This window comes from Mycobacterium sp., from assembly GCF_019247615.1.
GTDB lineage: Bacteria > Actinomycetota > Actinomycetes > Mycobacteriales > Mycobacteriaceae > Mycobacterium.
Window position 1 is genome coordinate 1 of sequence record NZ_JAFBAT010000174.1, and the last position, 17511, is coordinate 17511.

Below are 17511 nucleotides of genomic sequence, written 5' to 3' on the forward strand. Positions count from 1 at the left end.
TGATCGAGCGCACCGAAATGGAACTTGACTACCGGCTGGAAGCCGACAACCAGCGCGCATTCGCCAAGGCGTACCACAACCACCCGCATTTCGCGGTGCCACACGTGGTGGCCAGCGCGCCGAAGGTGGTGATCCAGGAGTGGATGCAGGGCGTGCCGATGGCCGAAATTATCCGCAACGGGACCACCGAGCAGCGCGACCTGATCGGCACCCGGCTCCTCGAGCTCACCTTCGACGCGCCGCGCCGGCTCGGGATGCTGCACGGTGACGCCCACCCGGGCAACTTCATGCTGTTGCCCGACGGCCGGATGGGTGTCATCGATTTCGGCGCGGTCGCGCCGCTCCCGGGCGGTTTGCCGATCGAACTGGGAATGACGATCCGGTTGGCCCGCGACAAGAACTACGACCTGCTGTTGCCGACGATGGAGAAGGCCGGTTTCATCCAGAAGGGCCAGCAGGTGTCGGTGCGCGACATCGACGAGATGCTGCGCCAATACGTCGAACCCATCGAGGTCGAGGTGTTCCACTACACCCGCAAGTGGCTGCAGAAGATGACCGCCATCGAGATGGACAAGTCGGTGTCACAGATCAGGACCGCCCGGCAGATGGACCTTCCACCCAAGCTGGTGATCCCGATGCGGGTGATCATGTCGGTGTCGGCCATCCTGTGTCAGCTGGATGCCCATGTGGCGATCAAGGCGCTGTCCGAGGAGCTGGTCCCCGGTTTCGCCGAGCCCGATACCGCCGTCGTCTGATACCGCCTCAGGCGGCCTCAACGTCTTTGCGGGCGTCTTTGCGGCCTTTGCGCGGACGTCCGCGCGGGCGCTTGTAACCGACGATCGAACCGCGCTCGAAGATCTCGCCGCCCCACACGCCCCACGGTTCGGCCCGCTGCAGCGCCGCGGCCAGGCACTGGCGGCGTATCGGGCAGCTCGCGCACAGCCGTTTGGCGCGCTCCAGCTCGGCCGGGGCCTCGGCGAACCATAGATCCGGATCGCCGCGATGACACGGCAATTCCGGGAGCAACTGTCTTCGCACGGTCCGTGCCGACATGTCGGCATCACCTGCTTCCTGGTCTGGGCGCTTTGGTTTGTTGTGATCCGGACCAGGCTGCGGGCTTCGACCGCAAAACTATGGCCACGGATCCTTGACTTCGGGTCCGTGGCCAGTGGGAAAAACCGGGCTAGTTAGGTATGACCCCGATTCACGGACGCGTCGGTCGCGGCGGCGACACGGTGCTTGACCGCTGCCGCCGGCGCGGCGGCGTGGGCGGCATGGGAGGTCGCCGCGGTCGGCACCGCGGTGGCCACGCCTGCACCAAACGCGTTGGTGATCATCGTGGCGACCCTCCTCTCATCGGCAGCGGTATGCGGTTCGAGGGTAGACGGTAGCAGGCAAGACTGACAATCAATTTTCTGACCTGCACGTTTGCCCCTCACGCGCGGCCACGCACTAACCCCAGCACGTCCGGGCCGTATTGCTCGAGCTTGCGTGCGCCAATACCCGGGATCGCGATGAGGGCCGCATCGTCGGACGGCAGCATCTCGGCGATGGCGATCAGCGTGTTGTCGGAGAACACGATGTACGGGGGCACCTTCTGTTCCTTGGCGACGTCCAGTCGCCAGGCCTTGAGCTGCAGCAACAGCTCCTCGTCGACGTCGCCCGCACACGTTTCGCAACGCCGCAGCATGATGGCAGCCGGCGTCGTCAGGCTGTTGTTGCAGACCCGGCAGCGTGTTGGCGTTCCGCGGCTGCGTCGGGATTTTCCCGGCGCCGGATCGGCACGCGCCTGCGGCGCGATGCCGTTGAGGAACCGCGACGGCTTGCGCGTCTGCCGTCCCCCCGGGCTCCGCGCCAAGGCCCAGCTGAGCGCCAAATGCACTCGCGCCCTCGTGATGCCGACGTAGAGCAGCCGGCGCTCCTCCTCGACGGCCTCGCTGTCTGCGCCGTGCGCCAACGCGTGCGAGATGGGTAGGGTGCCGTCGGCCAACCCGACCAGGAAGACCGCGTCCCACTCCAGTCCCTTGGCGGCGTGCAGTGATGCCAGCGTGACGCCCTGTACCACCGGCGGGTGCCGGGCGTCGGCGCGCATCCGGAGCTCGGCCACCAAGCCGGGGAGGTCGAGCCGCGGACGCTGCGCCACTTCTTCGTCGACCAGCTCGGCCAGCGCGGACAACGAATCCCAGCGATCCCGGGCCCGGCTGCCCGCCGGTGGCTCGCCGGTGAGTCCGAGGGGTTCCAGGAGCGCGCGCACGACGTCGGGCAATGGACGGCCTTCTAATGCCGCGCCGCGTTCGGCAGCACGCTGGAGCGCCAAGAGGGCCTGCTTGATCTCCTGGCGGTTGAAAAACCCCTCACCGCCGCGAATTTGATAGGTGATGCCCGCCTCGGTCAAGGCCTCCTCGTAGACCTCGGACTGTGCGTTTACCCGGTAGAGCACCGCGATCTCGGATGGCGGAGTGCCCGATTCGACGAGTCGGGTGATCGACGAGGCCACCGCGGCGGCCTCGGCTGTCTCGTCGGGATGCTCAGTAAACGACGGGGCCGGACCGGGCGGACGCTGGCCGGACAGGTGCAGCTTGCTGCCGGCGACCCGGCCCCGGGCCGCGGCGATCACCTGGTTGGCCAACGACACCACCTGCGGCGTCGAACGGTAGTCGCGTTCCAGGCGCACCACTGTGGCGTCCGGAAACCGACGCGAGAATTCCAGCAGGAACCGCGGCGTGGCCCCGGTGAACGAATAAATGGTCTGGTTGGCGTCGCCGACGACGGTCAGGTCGTCGCGATCGCCCAGCCAAGCCGAAAGCACGCGCTGTTGCAGCGGGGTGACGTCCTGATACTCGTCGACCACGAAACAGCGGTAGCGATCCCGGAACTCATCGGCCACGCCGGCGTCATTCTCGATCGCCGCCGCGGTGTGCAGCAGCAGGTCGTCGAAGTCGAGCAGCGTCACCGATTCGTCGCGGACCTTCAGGACCTCGTAGGCGGAGTAGACGGCGGCGACCTGCGCGGCGTCCATCGGGATGTCCCGGCCCGCGCCGGCGACGGCGGATGGATACTCCTCGGGGCCGATCAGGGACGCCTTCGCCCACTCGATCTCGCCGGCCAGGTCGCGCACGTCATCCGAGCTCGTGTTGATGCGGCAGCGGCCGGCCGCCCTGGCCACGACGGCGAACTTGCTGTCGAGCAGCTGCCAGCCGGTGTCACCGACCACCCGCGGCCAGAAGTAGCGCAGCTGGCGGTGCGCGGCGGCGTGAAAGGTCAAGGCCTGTACCGCGCCGACATCGGAACCGGTGCGCGCGGCGGCGGCCAAGGCCCGCAACCTTGACCTCATCTCTCCCGCGGCGCGCTGGGTGAAGGTGACGGCAAGCACCTGCCCGGCCGCGACATGGCCGCTCGCGATGAGCTGCGCGATCCGGTGCGTGATGGTGCGGGTCTTGCCCGTTCCGGCGCCCGCGAGCACACAGACCGGTCCGCGTGGAGCCAGCACCGCTTCGCGCTGCTCGTCGTCCAGCCCGGCGGTCATTGGGTCTGCGACCGTTGGCATGTCGTCCATCTTGGCAGTGGTGGGCGACAAACCGGCTACAGCGCCACGCCTGAATCGCACCGTCTCGGAACTCCCCATGACCGTGTCGCGTTGAGTGGGCTATGACCAATGTTCCGCTGACCGTCTACACCACGTCCTGGTGTGGCTTCTGCCATCGGCTTAAGACCGTGCTCAACTCCGACGGAATCTCCTATGACGAGGTCGACATCGAGCAAGACCCGGCCGCGGCCGAGTTCGTCGGTTCGGTCAACGGCGGCAACCGGACCGTCCCGACTGTCAAGTTCGCCGACGGGTCGACGCTGACCAACCCAAGCGCGGCCCAGGTCAAGGCCAAGTTGGCCGAAGTCGGCGGGTAGGCGGCTCAGTCGAGCGCGGCCCAGGATTCGATGATCACCCTCGCGATCGAAATCGATCCGGGCAGCAGCAGTTTCGACTCCTTGGACTGTTTGGCGTTGCTCCAATCGCCGGCTTGCAGCGCTGCCCGCACCTCGTCGCGGGTGAACCACTTAGCCTCGGCAATCTCGCCGTCGTTGAAGGAGAAGTCTTCGGCGGGGTCGGCCAGCGCATGGAAACCGACCATGAGCGAACGCGGAAACGGCCACGGCTGGCTGCCCAGATAACGCACGTCTCGGACGGTCAGGCCGATTTCCTCGCGGATCTCGCGAGCCACGCAGACTTCGAAGGATTCGCCGGCTTCGACAAACCCGGCCAGCAGAGAAAACATCCGCTCGGGCCACACCGCCTGCCGCGCCAGCACCGCACGGTCACCGCCGTCGTGGACCAGGCAGATCACCGCCGGGTCTATGCGCGGGAACTCCTCCTGGCCCGTGAGCGGGTTGACCCGTGACCAGCCCGCCCTGGCCGGCCTGGTCGGTGAGCCGTCGAGCGCACTGAAGCGTGCACTGTCATGCCAGTTCAGCAGCGCGATGGCCGACGACACCAGTTGGCTGCTGGTGTCGTCGAAGATCGGGCCAAGACTGCGGAGGTTCACCACCTCGGGTTGCACGTCGGGATCCTCGGGCGCCTGCAGCGCACTCCGGATGGCCCAGACATGGCGGCCGCCCTCGATCCGGCCCAGGAACACCGCCTCCGGCGGCGGCTCGTCCGCCAACGCGGCCGCCGCGCCGAGCAGCACCCGGCCGTCGGCAATCAAAACCTGATTGCGCGAATCCACCCGCAGCAGGGCGGCGTCGGCCCATCCCGCGGCCGCCGCCTCGACATCGGTGCGCAGCTTATCGGCGCGGTCGGCGCCCACGCGGGACAGCAACGGGACAGCCCGCAGCCGGAAGTCGATCAGGTCCGACGTGTGGCGACCCGCCGCGCCCGGCTCCGCCGCGCTTGCGGTCGCCACTGGGTCCGATCGGTGGCGACCGGCCGCGCCCGGCTCCGCCGCGCTTGCGGTCGCCACTAGTGCCCCGCGCTTCGGATGTACAGCAGCCGGTCGGTGGCCTCAATGGCGTCCACCTCGGGCGCCCCGATGCGCAACAGGTGACCGTCGCGCACCACACCGAGCACGATGTCGCGCAGATGCCGCGGAGATCCCCCGACCTCCGTCTGCTCGACCTCGCGCTCGGCGATTGCCAGCCCCGCGTCCGGCGTCAGCAAGTCCTCGATCATCTCCACCACGCTCGGCGTGGTGGTGGCGAGGCCCAGCAGCCGACCGGCGGTTTCCGAGGAGACCACCACCGAGTCGGCGCCCGATTGCCGCAACAGGTGCTGGTTCTCGGCCTCCCGGATCGAGGCCACGATCTTGGCCTTGGGCGCAAGCTCTCGCGCCGTCAACGTCACCAACACGGCGGTGTCGTCGCGGCTGGCGGCGACGACGATCGAAGCGGCGTGTCGCGCCCCCGCCAGGCGGAGCACATCGGACTTGGTGGCATCGCCGTGCACGGTCACCAGGCCCGCTGTCGCGGCGTGTTCGAGCGCGGTCCGATCGGTGTCGACGACGACGACCTCACCTTGAGCCGCCTCGTCACCGAGGATCGCTGCGACGGCTGTCTTCCCCTTGGTGCCGTAGCCGACGACGATCGTGTGATCACGCACTTTGCCCCTCCAACGCTGGATCTTCCACGCCTGGCGGGACCGCTCGGAGAGCACCTCGAGCGTCGTGCCGACCAGCACCGCCAGGAACGCGATCCGCAGCGGCGTAAAGATCAAGGTGTGGACGAGCCGAGCGGTTTCGGTGTATGGCGTGATGTCCCCGTACCCGGTAGTCGACAGCGACACCGCCGCGAAGTACAAGCAATCCAGAAAAGGGAGGCGCTGGCCGCGCACGTCGCGGTAGCCGTTCGGGTCCAAATAGACGATGACGGCAGCGCCGACCAACACCACCAGCGCGATCGCCAGCCGGCGGGTGATTACCCGGATGGGACCGGGGTGATCTTCGGGGATCCGCAGGATGCCAACCAGCTGATGGCCCGGCTGGGCGGTCAGTGTCTCATCGAGACCGCTCAGTTTGCGTGACCTACCGTTGCCCACGGCGGTCCATCATCGGCTTGGGGCCAGCGCACGAGGCACGCACGACTCAAATGTAACCGCGGTGGCGGGCCACCCAGAAGGTGGGCGGTGCACGTCACAAGGCCCTCGCCACCGACAACGCAGCAAGCGCAGCGGCATCGGGCAGTTCGCCGGGATCGACCGTGACGCCGGCACGCACGTAATAGAACGCCGTCCGCACTGAGGATTCCGGAAGGCCGGACAAAGCCGCCCAGGCCAGGCGGTAGACCGCGAGCTGGACCGCGGCCTGCCGCCTGACTTCCGCGCCGCGCGGCGGTTCGCCGGTCTTCCAGTCGACGACGGTGACATCGCCATCGGGGTCGGTGAACACCGCGTCAATGCGGCCGCGCACCATGGTATCGCCGATCGGCATCTCGAAAGGCACCTCAATCGCCACGGGAGTCCTTGCGGCCCAAGCCGACTCGAGGAACGCCGCCTGCAGCTCGGCCAATTCCGGGGTATCGCCGACGTCGGCGTCCGCCGCGCCGGGCAGGTCGCCGAGGTCGAACAGCTTGTCGGCGCCGTAGAACTGCTGGACCCAGGCATGAAACATGTTGCCTAACAAGGCATGAGGGTCGGGACGGGCCGGCACTCGACGCATCAATCGCTGCGCCGCACCCTTCGGGTCTCGCGCCAGGTCTACCAGACCGCTGACCGACAACTGGCTGGGCAGGGCGGGGGTGGCCGCGGGCTCCGAACGTGCCCGCTCGGCAAGCAACGCATCGACGTCGGCGGCCCAGTCGTCGATTTCGGTTTCGCCAGCACGGCTGTCGGCGGCACAACTGTCGGCCGACATCGCCCTGACCACCAAGGCCGCCCCGCGTTCGACATCGGTGCGACGGGCGGCCAATGGGTCCGCCGGCCACATCGCTTCGACAGCGCTGTCGCGCAGTGGGTTTGGCTCCCCGTCGGGGGGCGGGGGCGCCCACCGTTCCACGACCCCGCAGGGATCGCCTGCGGCGGCCGAACGGTCGACGACGGCCTTGAGTTCGCACAAGAAGTCCGAGGGGCCCCGCGGCTTGACCCCGCTGGAGCCCCAATGGTGGCCGGACACCAGCAGCGTGTCCTCTGCCCGAGTGATGGCCACGTATAGCAATCGGCGCTCCTCATCGATGCGCCGCTGCTCGAGCTGGCGACGATGGTCGAAGATCTTGTCGGACAACTGCTTTCGATTCGTGACCGCCGAGGTGTCCAGCACGGGAACGCCCAACGAGCCCTCCGAGGCGCGGTCACCGCGCAACAGCGGCGGCAACTGGCCGGCGTCCGTGAGCCAGGTGCTCCGTGACGTCGTCGACGGAAAGATTCCGTCCGATAGGTGTGCCACCGCGACCAGCTCCCACTCCAAACCCTTAGCGGAGTGCACGGTGAGGATCTGGACGCGGTCCCGCGCGACCGTCGGCGGGGCGGACGGCAGACCATTCTCGACCACCTCGGCGACATCCAGGTAGGCCAACAGGCCGGCCACCGATGCCAACGGTGCCCTGGGCGACACGTCCGTCGCGGCGCCTGCGCGATCGGCGTAGCCGGCGACGACGTCGGCGAACGCGTCGAGGTGCTCCACCCCCGACCAGCTGGCGGACACGCCCGCTGTGGCACGGGCCTCGCAGTCGACCCCCAGCACGCGGCGCACCTCGGCGACAAGGTCCGGCAGGGAATGGCCGAGGTGGCGCCGCAGGCCGCGCAATTCGCCGGCCAGCGTTGTGATGCGCCGATATCCTGCGGGCGAATAGAAGCCCGCCGGGCCGGGGTCGGCTATCGCGTCGGCGAGACACGCCGCGTCGGCGCCCGAGTGTCCCGCCGCCATCGCGATCGATTCGGGCGACAGCGCTGCCTCGTCTGGTTGCTGCCCAGCAAGGGCTAGCGCGCGCCGCCACAACGCCGCGATGTCGCGACCGCCGAGCCGCCATCGAGGACCGCTCAACACCCGCATCGCCGCCGTCCCGGCTGTTGGGTCGGCGACCAGCCGCAGCATGGCCACCACGTCGGCAACCTCGGGGATGGACAACAGCCCGGCCAAACCCACCACCTCGACGGGGATTCCGCGCGCGCGCAGGGCATCGGCGATCGGTGCGGCGTCGGCGTTTCGGCGAACGAGCACCGCCGCGGTCGGAGGGCTGACGCCTGCGGCCTGGGCTCGCTGGTATTGCTCGGCGAGATGGTCCGCGATCCACTCGATTTCCGCCCTGACATCCGCCAGCAGCGCGCACCGGACGGTCCCGAGCGGGGCGTCCGGACGTGGCCGCAGCGCGTGTACCGCGACGGAACGCCGCCGCGCCTCGGCCGATACGGCGTTGGCCACCTGTAGGACGCTCGGCGGATTGCGCCAGCTGGTCGACAGTTCCAGCACCGGCGCGGGGGCGCCATCCCAGCGGGGAAAGTCCGTGCTGAACCGTGGCAGATTGGTCGCCGAGGCGCCCCGCCAGCCGTAGATCGACTGGATCGGATCGCCCACGGCCGTCAACGCCAGCCCCTCGTCTGCGACCTCGGAGCCGCCCCCGAAGAGGGCCGACAGTGCGATGCGCTGAGCGTGCCCCGTGTCCTGGTACTCATCGAGCAGCACAACCCGGTAGCGGCTCCGCAGGTCCCGACCGACCTGCGGGAAGGCCACCGCAAGCCGTGCGGCATACGCCATCTGCAGACCGAAGTCCATCACCTTCGCCGCGCGCATGCGCTCGTGCAGTGCGTCGAGCAGCGGCACCAGCTCGGCACGCTCGGTCTGCGTCGCCAGCAGCCGCAGCAGCCACTGGCCGGGTCCACTATCGCGCTGGTACGGACCGGCCGGCAGGGCCCGGATCAGCCGTTCGAGTTCGACGTGCGTATCGCAGAGCTGCCGGGTGTCCACGAGGTGCTCTGCCAACTGGCCCCACAGCCGCAGCACCATCGAGGTGACCAGCGCGGGCGTCTTGTCGGTGCGCAGGCTGCCGCGGTAGCCGTTGACCACGTCGAAAGCGAACTGCCACAGCTCGGTATCGCCGAGTAGCCGGGTGTCCGGCTCGACGGGCAGCAACAGGCCATAGTCACGCAGGAGCGAGCCGGCGAACGCGTGGTAGGTGCTGACCGCGGGGGCGCCCAACGGTTCGGCTTCCGGCGCGGTGGGGTTGGTTGGGGCCAAGCCGATGCCGGCCAGCCGGGCCAGCCGGGAACGAACCCGGCGCAGCAGCTGGCCCGTCGCCTTGCGGGTGAACGTCAGCCCCAGCACCTGGCCGGGTTCGGCGTAACCGTTGGCGACCAACCACACCACCCGCGCGGCCATCGTCTCGGTTTTGCCGGCCCCGGCCCCCGCGATGACCACCAGTGGGCCCGGCGGCGCCGCAATAACCGCGGCCTGCTCTGTCGTGGGCGGGAAAAGCCCTAGCGCGCAAGCTAATTCGGCCGGGCTGTAGCGGGCCTTCAACGCGGTCCCCCCAGTTCCGAATCGACGTGGGCGGGGCAGGATGGCCGCACCGGGCAGTGCGCGCAGCCGTCGTTGCGCCGGGCGATGAACTGTGGGCCCGCCGTCGCCTCCGCCGCCGCCCGAACCAGGTCGCGCCATTCGTCGCGGGCGCCGGCTGTCATCGGGTCCTGCTCGCGGACCGTGGCTCCCGCAGCGCCCACCCGGCCGAGGTAAACGAGCCGGCCGCCCCCGGGCTCCTCGGCGGCGCCCAGCAAGCCTTCGTCCACCGCCAACTGGTACATGGCCAGTTGCGCGTGGTGTTGGGCGTCGTCCTTGCTGACCGGTGTCTTTCCGGTTTTGAGGTCGACGATCACCAGCCGGCCGGCGCCGTCTCTCTCCAGCCGATCGATCCGGCCGCGCACCCGGATTCGGCCCCCGCCAGGGCGCATGGTTTCGAGAATTCCGTCGACCTCAACCTCGACACCGACTTCGGTCAACTGGGTTCGGGACTGCGCCCGCCATTCGACGAACGCGTCAACCATCGCGCGGTGCCGCTCCAACTCGTTCGCGGCATGCCAGTCGGCTTCGAACGGCAGGTGCTTCCAGGCCCGCTCGAGCCCGGCGCGTAAGTCCGATTCACTTGTGTCGGGTTGTGCGATCAGGGCATGCAACACCGAGCCGACGGTGGACCGCAGATCGCGTCCGTTGGTGCCGCCGTGTCGTTCGGCCAGCCACCGCAGCGGGCATTCGTTGAGCGCCTGCAGGGTCGACGGGGTCAACGTGACGGGGTCGCCGGCTCCTCGCAGCGGCTCGGCTGTGCTGACCGGCAGCAGGCCATGCCAGCCGGCCGGATCGGCGCCAGCCACACCGGCATTCGCCAACCGAGCCAAATGGTGTGCCGCGCGATCACGAACGGCGTCGTCGACGGCTCCCGCCGGCGCGCACACGACACCGCGGAGCCCGCCCACCAGCGCCGCGGCGGACAACACCGGCGGTGCCGAATCAGGTTGCACGGCAACCGGTTCAACCTTCCCAACCGCGGACTGCGCGATCTCGTAGAAGAATGCCGACGGCAGCGCAGCCACGCGGCCCGGCCCGTCCGTGTCGCTGTCCACGGCGGTCACCAACAACCGGCGCCGCGCCCGGCCCATCGCCGCCACCAGCAGCCTGCGCTCCTCGGCCAGCAGCGGCGCCCGCATCGAGGCGTCCTGCGTCACCCCGTCCACGGCGTCGAGCAACCGCTGGGTGGCCAGCACGCCCCCGCGTGGAATTGTGTTGGGCCACAACCCTTCCTGCAGCCCGGCGATGACCACGAAATCCCATTCGTGCCCGAGTGCTGCGTGCGCGCTGAGCACCCTGACCTGCTCCGCGTCAGCCATCGGCTCGGGGTTGGCGGTGGGCAGTCGCAGCCCGGCGACGTGGTCGATCAGTCCGCGCAACGACGCACCGGGCGTGCGTGAGACGTAGAGATCGGTGACGTCGAACAAGGCGGTCACCGCCTCCAGGTCCTTGGCCGCCTGGGCGCCCAGGGGGCCGCCGCACTCGATGGCCGTCAGCCAGCGACGCTGCAGCCCCGACCGGTGCCATGCGGCCCAGAGGGTGTAGCGCGGATCTTTACCTGCGCGATGACAGCGCGCGGCGGCACCCAGCACGGCACGCACCCGCTGCAGTGGGCGCGACCGCGCTGCGGGGGACGCCGCGTCACCGTTCAGTGCCTCGACCAGGAGATCTCCAATGTCGCGCGGCCCGGGCGCGGTGTTCGTGGGCTGCAGGCTTCGGCCCAGCTGGCGAAGCGACACCGGGTCGACGCGACCGATGGGACCGGTCAACAATGTCAGCGCCCGGTCGCTGTCCAGCCGGTCGGCGGTGGCCGCCAGGACGGTGAGCAGCGCCCCGACCGCGGGCTCGCGGGCCAACGGTCCGCTCACCGGGGCTGTCGCCAGCGGAATTCCGGCCGCAGCCAAGGCTCGCGGCAACCGGGCCCCGACCCGCGGCACCGACCGCACGATGACCGCCATCTGCGACCAGGGCACCCCGTCGATCAGGTGCGCACGCCGCAACGCGTCGGCGATCAGCGCTGCCTCCGCATGAGCCGAAGCGGCCAGGCGCACCGCGACCGATCCCTCCTCTCCGGTGCCGTCAATGTGCCTGCCGCCGTTGCCACCCGGCAATCGCAGCGCGACGCGGCTGACCGCCCGTGCGACGGCCGGCGCACACCGGTGCGACGTCGTCAGCATCACCGAGGGCGAGTCACCGGCGAGCAACCCGGAGGCGTCGCCGCCCCGGAAACCGAACACCGCTTGGTGCGGGTCCCCCGCGACCAGGGTCGCGTCAGTGCCTGCGGCCAGCACCCGAGCCAGGCGCGCCGCTTGCGGGTCGAGCTGCTGGGCGTCGTCGATCAGCAAGACGCGGACGCGGGCGCGTTCCGCCGCCAGCAGCTCCGGGTCGACCGCGAACGCCTCCAGCGCGGCACCCACGAGTTCGGCGGCACCCAACGCCCGCGTCGTCGTGTGCGGCGCCCCCGTGCCGACGGCAGCCCGGAGCAACATCACCTGCTCGTACTGGCGCGCGAACCGACCGGCGGCGGCCCATTCCGCACGCCCCCGCCGACGGCCCAACCGCTCGAGTTCCTGGGGGTCGACGCCGCGTTCGGCGCAGCGCGCCAAGAGGTTCCGCAGTTCGTTGGCGAAGCCGGCGGTGCTCAGGGCGGGCCACAGGTGGGGCGGCCATCCGCTGGCCGCGCACGGTCCGTCTTCGAGGTCGCCGGCCAGCAGCTCCCGGATGATCGCGTCCTGTTCGGCGCTGGTGACCAGCCGCGGGGCGGCATCGCCGGCACGCTCTGCGGCCCGCCGCAGGACGGCGTACGCGTAGCTGTGCACGGTGCGCACCACGGGCTCGCGAACGGCGGATCGGCCGGAATCAGCCGGAACCGAGCGCAGCAACGCGCTCGTCAAGGCGGTGCGCGCGCGCATACCGATCCGACCCGAACCGGAAAGCAGCAGAACGGATTCCGGCTCCGCGCCGGCACCGATTCGGGCGATCGCGGCGTCGATCAGCAGGCTGCTCTTGCCGGTGCCCGGGCCGCCCAGCACACGCACCAGGCCGCGCAGGTCCGGCGCCAGGACGGCCCGCGCCTCCAGATCCCAGGAGTGTGACATGGCTGCATGCAATCACTAGGGTCTGACATCGGACCGTTGCAGCCCGTCCGGGCAAGCGGCCATCGGACCCGGATACTGGATGAGGGAACGCCGAAACACCCGGGGCAACGCCGGGCGGTTAAGCAGTTAAGGAGGAATTGGAGTCGTGAACGACGTCGAGGGTGTCGGCCCGGATGACGGGGTGCCCGAAGCGGACGCGGTGGAACAACTGCTGGCGATCGATTCCGAGGAGGCCGGCTTGGACACCGAGTATCTGAACGCCGACGCCGCGGATCGCGATGCCAATGAAGCCGACGTGATCGAGCAGGCGTTCATCGTCCCGGCCGACGACGAGTGGGGCGACGATCACTGAACCCGGCACGGAATCGGGGAACGTGGTGAGCGCCGACGTTCACGTGCACCGCTACGGTCCGGCCGGTCCGGTACGGGTGCTTGCCATTCATGGGCTGACCGGCTACGGGGGGCGCTGGCGACAGCTGGCGGGCCACTTGCCCGAAATCGCCATCGCCGCGCCGGATTTGCTGGGCCACGGCAGGTCATCGTGGGCGGCGCCGTGGACCATTGACACCAACGCCACGGCGCTGGCGAGACTGCTCGACGACGAGGCCGACACACCGGTGCTGGTGGTCGGCCACTCGTTTGGCGGCGCGCTCGCATTGCACCTGGCCGCCGTTCGCCCGGACCTGGTGGCGGCGCTGCTGCTCCTCGATCCGGCGGTCGGGTTGGACGGCACGTGGATGCGCGAGATCGCCGACGGGATGTTCTCCTCCCCCGACTACCCGAACCCCGAGCAGGCCCGCGCGGAGAAGGCGACCGGTTCCTGGGCGGACGTCGAGGCGGGGCTGCTCGAGACCGAGATCGCCGAACACCTCGTCAGGCTCCCGGGCGGGCGGTACCGATGGCGTGTCAGCATGCCGGCCATGATGTCCTACTGGAGTGAGCTGGCACGCGATATCGTGTTCCCGCCACCCGGAACGGCGACGACGCTGGTGCGGGCGAAGCAGACTTCGCCGCCCTATGTCAGCAACGAACTGATCGACGGGCTGCGCGAGCGCCTCGGACGCGATTTCGCGCTGGTGGACTACGACTGCAACCACATGGTGCCCCATGCCAGGCCCACGGAAGTAGCGGAACTTGTCCGCGAGCTGTTGACGAACCACTGACCGTGGCGCCGGTGACCGACGAGCAAGTAGAACTGGTACGTTCGCTGGTCGCTTCGATCCCGTCCGGGAACGTCGTCACCTACGGCGACATCGCCCGTGCCGCTGGGCTTTCCAGTCCGCGTATCGTCGGATGGATCATGCGGACCGACTCCTCGGACTTGCCCTGGCACCGCGTCATCACCGCCTCCGGGCGGCCCGCGCGGCACCTGACCACCCGGCAGCTGGAGTTGCTCCGCGCCGAAGGCGTGCTGGCCGTCGACGGAAGGATCGCGCTGGGCGAAGTTCGCTACGAGTTCCCGCTCCGCGGTTAGAGCACCAGACGGATCAGCGCGGCGGTCCGAGCCAGGCCGGGGAATGCCTCGGCCGTCGACCGCGGGTGCAGCGCGTGGACGGCCAGCCGAAACATCAACGCCCGCAATAACATCTGCGGCCATTCGGGCAGCGCATTCCAGCGCTCGATGAGGCCGTCATCGGCGTCGCCCCAGGACAGCGCGTCGACGACGACCACCCCCGCGGCCCACGAAGCCGGCCGCCAGTAGGGCGTGATGTCGGTGATCCCGGGGGCCGCGGTGCCGATGAAAAGCACTGTGCCGTAAAGGTCTCCGTGCACCAGCTGGTTGGGACTCCTGGTCGGCCGGCGCAAGGTGGCGAGCTGGTTGATCAACTCGATGGATCGCTCGGCATCGGCCGACGGCGGGGCCGTCCGCGCGCCCGGCGGCACCGACTGCAATGGCCGCTCCTCCCAGGCGGCGCGGTCGGCGGCGATGAAAACATCGACTTCGCCCCAGGGCGCCGTGGGCCCCTGTGTCAGGAAGCGTGGCCGCTCCAATTTGCCGGTCGCCTCGTGCAGCCGGACCGCCGCCGACACGACTTCGTCATGACGGGGTTCCGGCGTGCCTGCGACGAAGGTGTCCGCCCGCCAGCCGGAAACCACGTATCGGCCGTCGGTCGAGCGAACCGGCCGGGCCAACCGGACCCCGTCCACGAACAACGTCTCCCGCACGCGGGCCGACCACGCGGCCCGGGCATGGTCGGCGACGATCGACAGGACGACTTCGCCGCATCGCCAGCCGCCCTCCCAGTTGCTGCCCAGGGCAATGGGCTGCACGCCGGTCAAGCCGAACGCCGCCAGCACATGGTCCGGCGGTGGCTCGACTGTCACACCGGTAGCCTAAACGAGCCCACCAGCGGCGACCGCAAGCGCGGCGAAGCCGGGCGCGGCGCGGCATAGCCGGGCGCGGCGCGGCATAGCCGGGCGCGGCGGGTCGCCGCGTCAGTACATCACCATGTCGGGCTGCACCTGTTGGGCCCATGCCTCGATGCCGCCCTGCAAATGAACGGCGTCGGAGAAACCGGCCTTCTTCACCGCGGCCAGCGCCTCGGCCGAACGCACGCCCGTCTTGCAGTAGAGCACCGCCTTGCGGTCGTGTGGCAGCTGCGCCAGGCCCTCGCCGGAACTGATCAACGAGTTCGGGATCAGCTGGGCGCCGTCGATGTGGTTGATGTCCCACTCCACAGGCTCGCGAACGTCGATCAGGGCCAGCTTCTTGCCGGAGTCCAGCAACTCCCGCAACTCCCGCGGGGTGATGGTCGAGCCCATCGTCGCCTCGGCGGCGGCTTCGGACACCGCACCGCAGAATCGCTCGTAGTCGATCAGTTCGGTGATCCTCGGTGTCGACGGGTCCTTGCGGATCTTGATCGTGCGGTACGTCATCTCCAGCGCGTCGTAGATCAGCAACCGACCGAGCAGCGGTTCGCCGATCCCGGTGATGAGCTTGATCGCCTCGGTGCCCATCACCGAAGCGATGGAGGCGCAGGTTATCCCCAGCACGCCACCCTCCGCGCAGGACGGCACCAGCCCGGGCGGCGGCGGCTCCGGATACAGGTCGCGGTAGTTCAGGCCGCTCCCATCCGGGGCGTCCTCCCAGAACACCGACACCTGGCCCTCGAATCGATAGATGGATCCCCACACATACGGCTTTGCAGCCAGCACCGCGGCGTCGTTGACCAGATAGCGGGTGGCGAAGTTGTCGGTGCCGTCAATGATCAAGTCGTATTCACCGAACAGCTCGACGGCGTTGCCGGGCTCCAGCCGGAACTCGTGCAGTCGCACCTGGACCAACGGGTTGATGGCCAGGATCGAGTCGCGCGCCGACTGGGCCTTGGACCGTCCGACGTCAGCCACGCCATGGATGATCTGACGCTGCAGGTTCGACTCGTCGACGACGTCGAAGTCCACGATGCCGATGGTGCCGACGCCCGCGGCCGCCAGGTAGAGCAACGCGGGTGCGCCCAGCCCCCCGGCGCCGATGACCAGCACCCGGGCGTTCTTGAGCCGCTTCTGACCGTCGACCCCGAGGTCGGGAATGATCAGATGGCGGCTATAGCGGGCCACCTCATCGCGACTCAGCTCGGGCGCGGGCTCGACCAGTGGCCGCAATGATGTCTGGGGCGTCGACACCGAACATCTCCTCGGTAGCTTTCGTCGGCTCTATCCATCACAACAGTTGCCGGCATCAACGGCAAACATCCGCGGTTACTTCCCCTGCCCGGCCTGCAGCAGCTGCTCGCGAGCTTCAGGCGATCGGATACGGCCAGGGGTTGAATCGGCAGATTTTCCCGTCTGCCTTGACGAAATCGGGGTCGAACTTGGCGGCGTCGTCGTTCGACGTGGAGAAGGTCTGCTGCATCATCACGGGCGCCAGGCCACCTTGCTGCGCGCAGGGCTCGTGTCGCACGTATCCGATGGCGTGGCCGACCTCGTGGTTGATGACGTACTGACGGTAGGAACCGACGTCGCCCTCGAAAGGCACGGCGCCACGCACCCAGCGCGCCTCGTTGATGAACACCCGCGCCTGCCGGTCTAGCCCGTATACCGGGTTGTAGCAAGAGGTTTCCAACCGGAATTCGTAGCCGCAGCCCTCGCGCACCGTCACCGGTGACACCAGCGAAATACGCAAATCGGGTTTGCCGCCCGCGTTTCCGTCGATCCGGACGAATGCGAACTGCGGATTGTGTGTCCAGCCCTTGGGATTGGCCAGCGTCTGGTCGACCATCTCGGCGAAGGCGTTGTCGCCGCCGAACATCGTGGGGTCGATGCCGTTTTCGACTTCGACGGTGTACCGCACCACTCGGGCGGTGCCCTGCCCGACCTGTGGCGTGGTGCCCGCAACGGCATGCCAGGTTTTGTTGCCCGCCTCGGTGAAGGGGCCGCCGTCCGGGAGCGTCCCGGCCGGCAGATTGGCGTCGAAGGCCGCGAGCCCGCGGGGTGGTGCGTCGATGATCGCGGTGCCCACCGCCGTGATGTCCGGCGGACCCTGAATGGGTTGGCTGGCCGCCGGTTTCGGCGCGCTGGTGCCGGTCACCGTCTGGTAGATGACCAGTGCGGTGATGACGACGAGCACCGGCAATGCGTAAGCGCGCCAGCCGTAGGTGGAGACGAAGCGTCCCAGCCATGTCTGCTTGCGCCATTGGCGCTGTCGGTCGCGGTCGGCCCTGGCCCGTCCGGCTTCGTGCGCGACGGGGTCACGCAGGGCCCGAAGTGGTTCCCGCCAGTCGTCGCGCAGCATGGGGACCGGACCGGTGCCATGCACAGGCCGCTGACGCGTCATTTCCCCAGGATTGCACAGCCGACACCGCGGCCGCCCCCGGCGCGCCCTAATGCGCCGCCCGTCACCGTTTCTGCCAGCGGCGACGGCGGCGATGACGGTCGAAAAAGCGTCGCGGGTAGTAATGTCGTTGCGACGAGCGGTGCGTGGCTGGCCCCGGGGGGTC

Annotated in this window: 15 protein-coding genes; 5 read left to right on the forward strand and 10 right to left on the reverse strand. The window is 69.2% G+C overall.

Annotation, left to right across the window (positions count from 1 at the left end; genetic code table 11):
- On the forward strand, positions 1-755 hold a 755-nt coding region (locus tag JO059_RS11635), incomplete at its 5' end, for an AarF/UbiB family protein (protein ID WP_293318710.1).
- Between the two features lie 7 nt (positions 756-762).
- Here the strand turns inward: JO059_RS11635 and JO059_RS11640 are convergent.
- The 3 genes from JO059_RS11640 to JO059_RS11650 all read right to left on the reverse strand — a co-directional run bounded on the left by JO059_RS11640 (position 763) and on the right by JO059_RS11650 (position 3547).
- Positions 763-1053, reverse strand: a complete 291-nt coding sequence (locus JO059_RS11640; protein WP_293318712.1) for a WhiB family transcriptional regulator — start codon at positions 1051-1053, stop codon at positions 763-765.
- Between the two features lie 134 nt (positions 1054-1187).
- Entirely contained in the window at positions 1188-1337 is a 150-nt protein-coding gene (locus tag JO059_RS11645; RefSeq protein ID WP_293318714.1) for a hypothetical protein, read from the reverse strand.
- A gap of 98 nt (positions 1338-1435) precedes the next feature.
- A complete protein-coding gene (locus tag JO059_RS11650) occupies positions 1436-3547 on the reverse strand; it encodes an ATP-dependent DNA helicase UvrD2 (protein WP_293318716.1) in 2112 nt (703 codons plus the stop codon).
- A 101-nt stretch (positions 3548-3648) separates the two neighbouring features.
- On the opposite strand from JO059_RS11650, the gene mrx1 reads away from it, so the two are divergent.
- Entirely contained in the window at positions 3649-3903 is a 255-nt protein-coding gene (gene mrx1 / locus JO059_RS11655; protein WP_293318718.1) for a mycoredoxin Mrx1, read from the forward strand.
- 5 nt (positions 3904-3908) lie between these two features.
- On the opposite strand, the gene nudC is transcribed toward mrx1, so the two are convergent.
- The 4 genes from nudC to JO059_RS11675 form a co-directional block, all read right to left on the reverse strand.
- Complete coding sequence (gene nudC / locus JO059_RS11660; RefSeq protein WP_293318835.1) at positions 3909-4841, reverse strand: NAD(+) diphosphatase; 933 nt, start codon at positions 4839-4841, stop codon at positions 3909-3911.
- Between the two features lie 113 nt (positions 4842-4954).
- The gene (locus tag JO059_RS11665; RefSeq protein ID WP_293318720.1) at positions 4955-6025 is read right to left on the reverse strand and encodes a potassium channel family protein; all 1071 of its coding nucleotides are present in this window, start codon (positions 6023-6025) and stop codon (positions 4955-4957) included.
- A 94-nt stretch (positions 6026-6119) separates the two neighbouring features.
- Positions 6120-9437 carry an ATP-dependent DNA helicase gene (locus tag JO059_RS11670; protein ID WP_293318722.1) on the reverse strand — a complete coding sequence of 1106 codons (3318 nt, stop codon included), beginning with the start codon at positions 9435-9437 and terminating at the stop codon, positions 6120-6122.
- Positions 9434-12574, reverse strand: a complete 3141-nt coding sequence (locus JO059_RS11675) for an ATP-dependent DNA helicase (RefSeq protein ID WP_293318724.1) — start codon at positions 12572-12574, stop codon at positions 9434-9436. Before JO059_RS11675 ends, JO059_RS11670 begins: the two co-directional genes overlap by 4 nt.
- Before the next feature lie 145 nt (positions 12575-12719).
- On the opposite strand from JO059_RS11675, the gene JO059_RS11680 reads away from it, so the two are divergent.
- Genes JO059_RS11680 through JO059_RS11690 form a run of 3 tightly spaced genes read left to right on the forward strand, consistent with a single transcriptional unit; the run spans position 12720 to position 14048 of the window.
- On the forward strand, positions 12720-12926 hold the full coding sequence (locus tag JO059_RS11680) for a hypothetical protein (protein WP_293318726.1): 207 nt from the start codon (positions 12720-12722) through the stop codon (positions 12924-12926).
- A gap of 25 nt (positions 12927-12951) precedes the next feature.
- Positions 12952-13737, forward strand: a complete 786-nt coding sequence (locus JO059_RS11685) for an alpha/beta hydrolase (protein WP_293318728.1) — start codon at positions 12952-12954, stop codon at positions 13735-13737.
- Between the two features lie 2 nt (positions 13738-13739).
- The gene (locus JO059_RS11690; protein ID WP_293318730.1) at positions 13740-14048 is read left to right on the forward strand and encodes an MGMT family protein; all 309 of its coding nucleotides are present in this window, start codon (positions 13740-13742) and stop codon (positions 14046-14048) included.
- Here JO059_RS11690 and JO059_RS11695 read toward each other — a convergent pair.
- The 3 genes from JO059_RS11695 to JO059_RS11705 all read right to left on the reverse strand — a co-directional run bounded on the left by JO059_RS11695 (position 14045) and on the right by JO059_RS11705 (position 17348).
- Entirely contained in the window at positions 14045-14899 is an 855-nt protein-coding gene (locus JO059_RS11695) for a TIGR02569 family protein (RefSeq protein WP_293318732.1), read from the reverse strand. The two genes, JO059_RS11690 and JO059_RS11695, sit on opposite strands and share 4 nt — an antisense overlap.
- Positions 14900-15010: 111 nt before the next feature.
- Entirely contained in the window at positions 15011-16198 is a 1188-nt protein-coding gene (gene moeZ, locus JO059_RS11700; protein ID WP_293318734.1) for an adenylyltransferase/sulfurtransferase MoeZ, read from the reverse strand.
- A 115-nt stretch (positions 16199-16313) separates the two neighbouring features.
- On the reverse strand, positions 16314-17348 hold the full coding sequence (locus tag JO059_RS11705; RefSeq protein WP_293318736.1) for a DUF3152 domain-containing protein: 1035 nt from the start codon (positions 17346-17348) through the stop codon (positions 16314-16316).
- Between the last annotated feature and the right edge of the window lie 163 nt (positions 17349-17511).

Bases quoted from the DNA above. Each gene is read 5' to 3' on its own strand.
- JO059_RS11705 (WP_293318736.1), bottom strand. From the start codon at position 17,348: ATGACGCGTCAGCGGCCTGTGCATGGCACCGGTCCGGTCCCCATGCTG.
- mrx1 (WP_293318718.1), top strand. From the start codon at position 3,649: ATGACCAATGTTCCGCTGACCGTCTACACCACGTCCTGGTGTGGCTTC.
- JO059_RS11645 (WP_293318714.1), bottom strand. From the start codon at position 1,337: ATGATCACCAACGCGTTTGGTGCAGGCGTGGCCACCGCGGTGCCGACC.
- JO059_RS11640 (WP_293318712.1), bottom strand. From the start codon at position 1,053: ATGTCGGCACGGACCGTGCGAAGACAGTTGCTCCCGGAATTGCCGTGT.
- JO059_RS11675 (WP_293318724.1), bottom strand. From the start codon at position 12,574: ATGTCACACTCCTGGGATCTGGAGGCGCGGGCCGTCCTGGCGCCGGAC.
- JO059_RS11650 (WP_293318716.1), bottom strand. From the start codon at position 3,547: ATGCCAACGGTCGCAGACCCAATGACCGCCGGGCTGGACGACGAGCAG.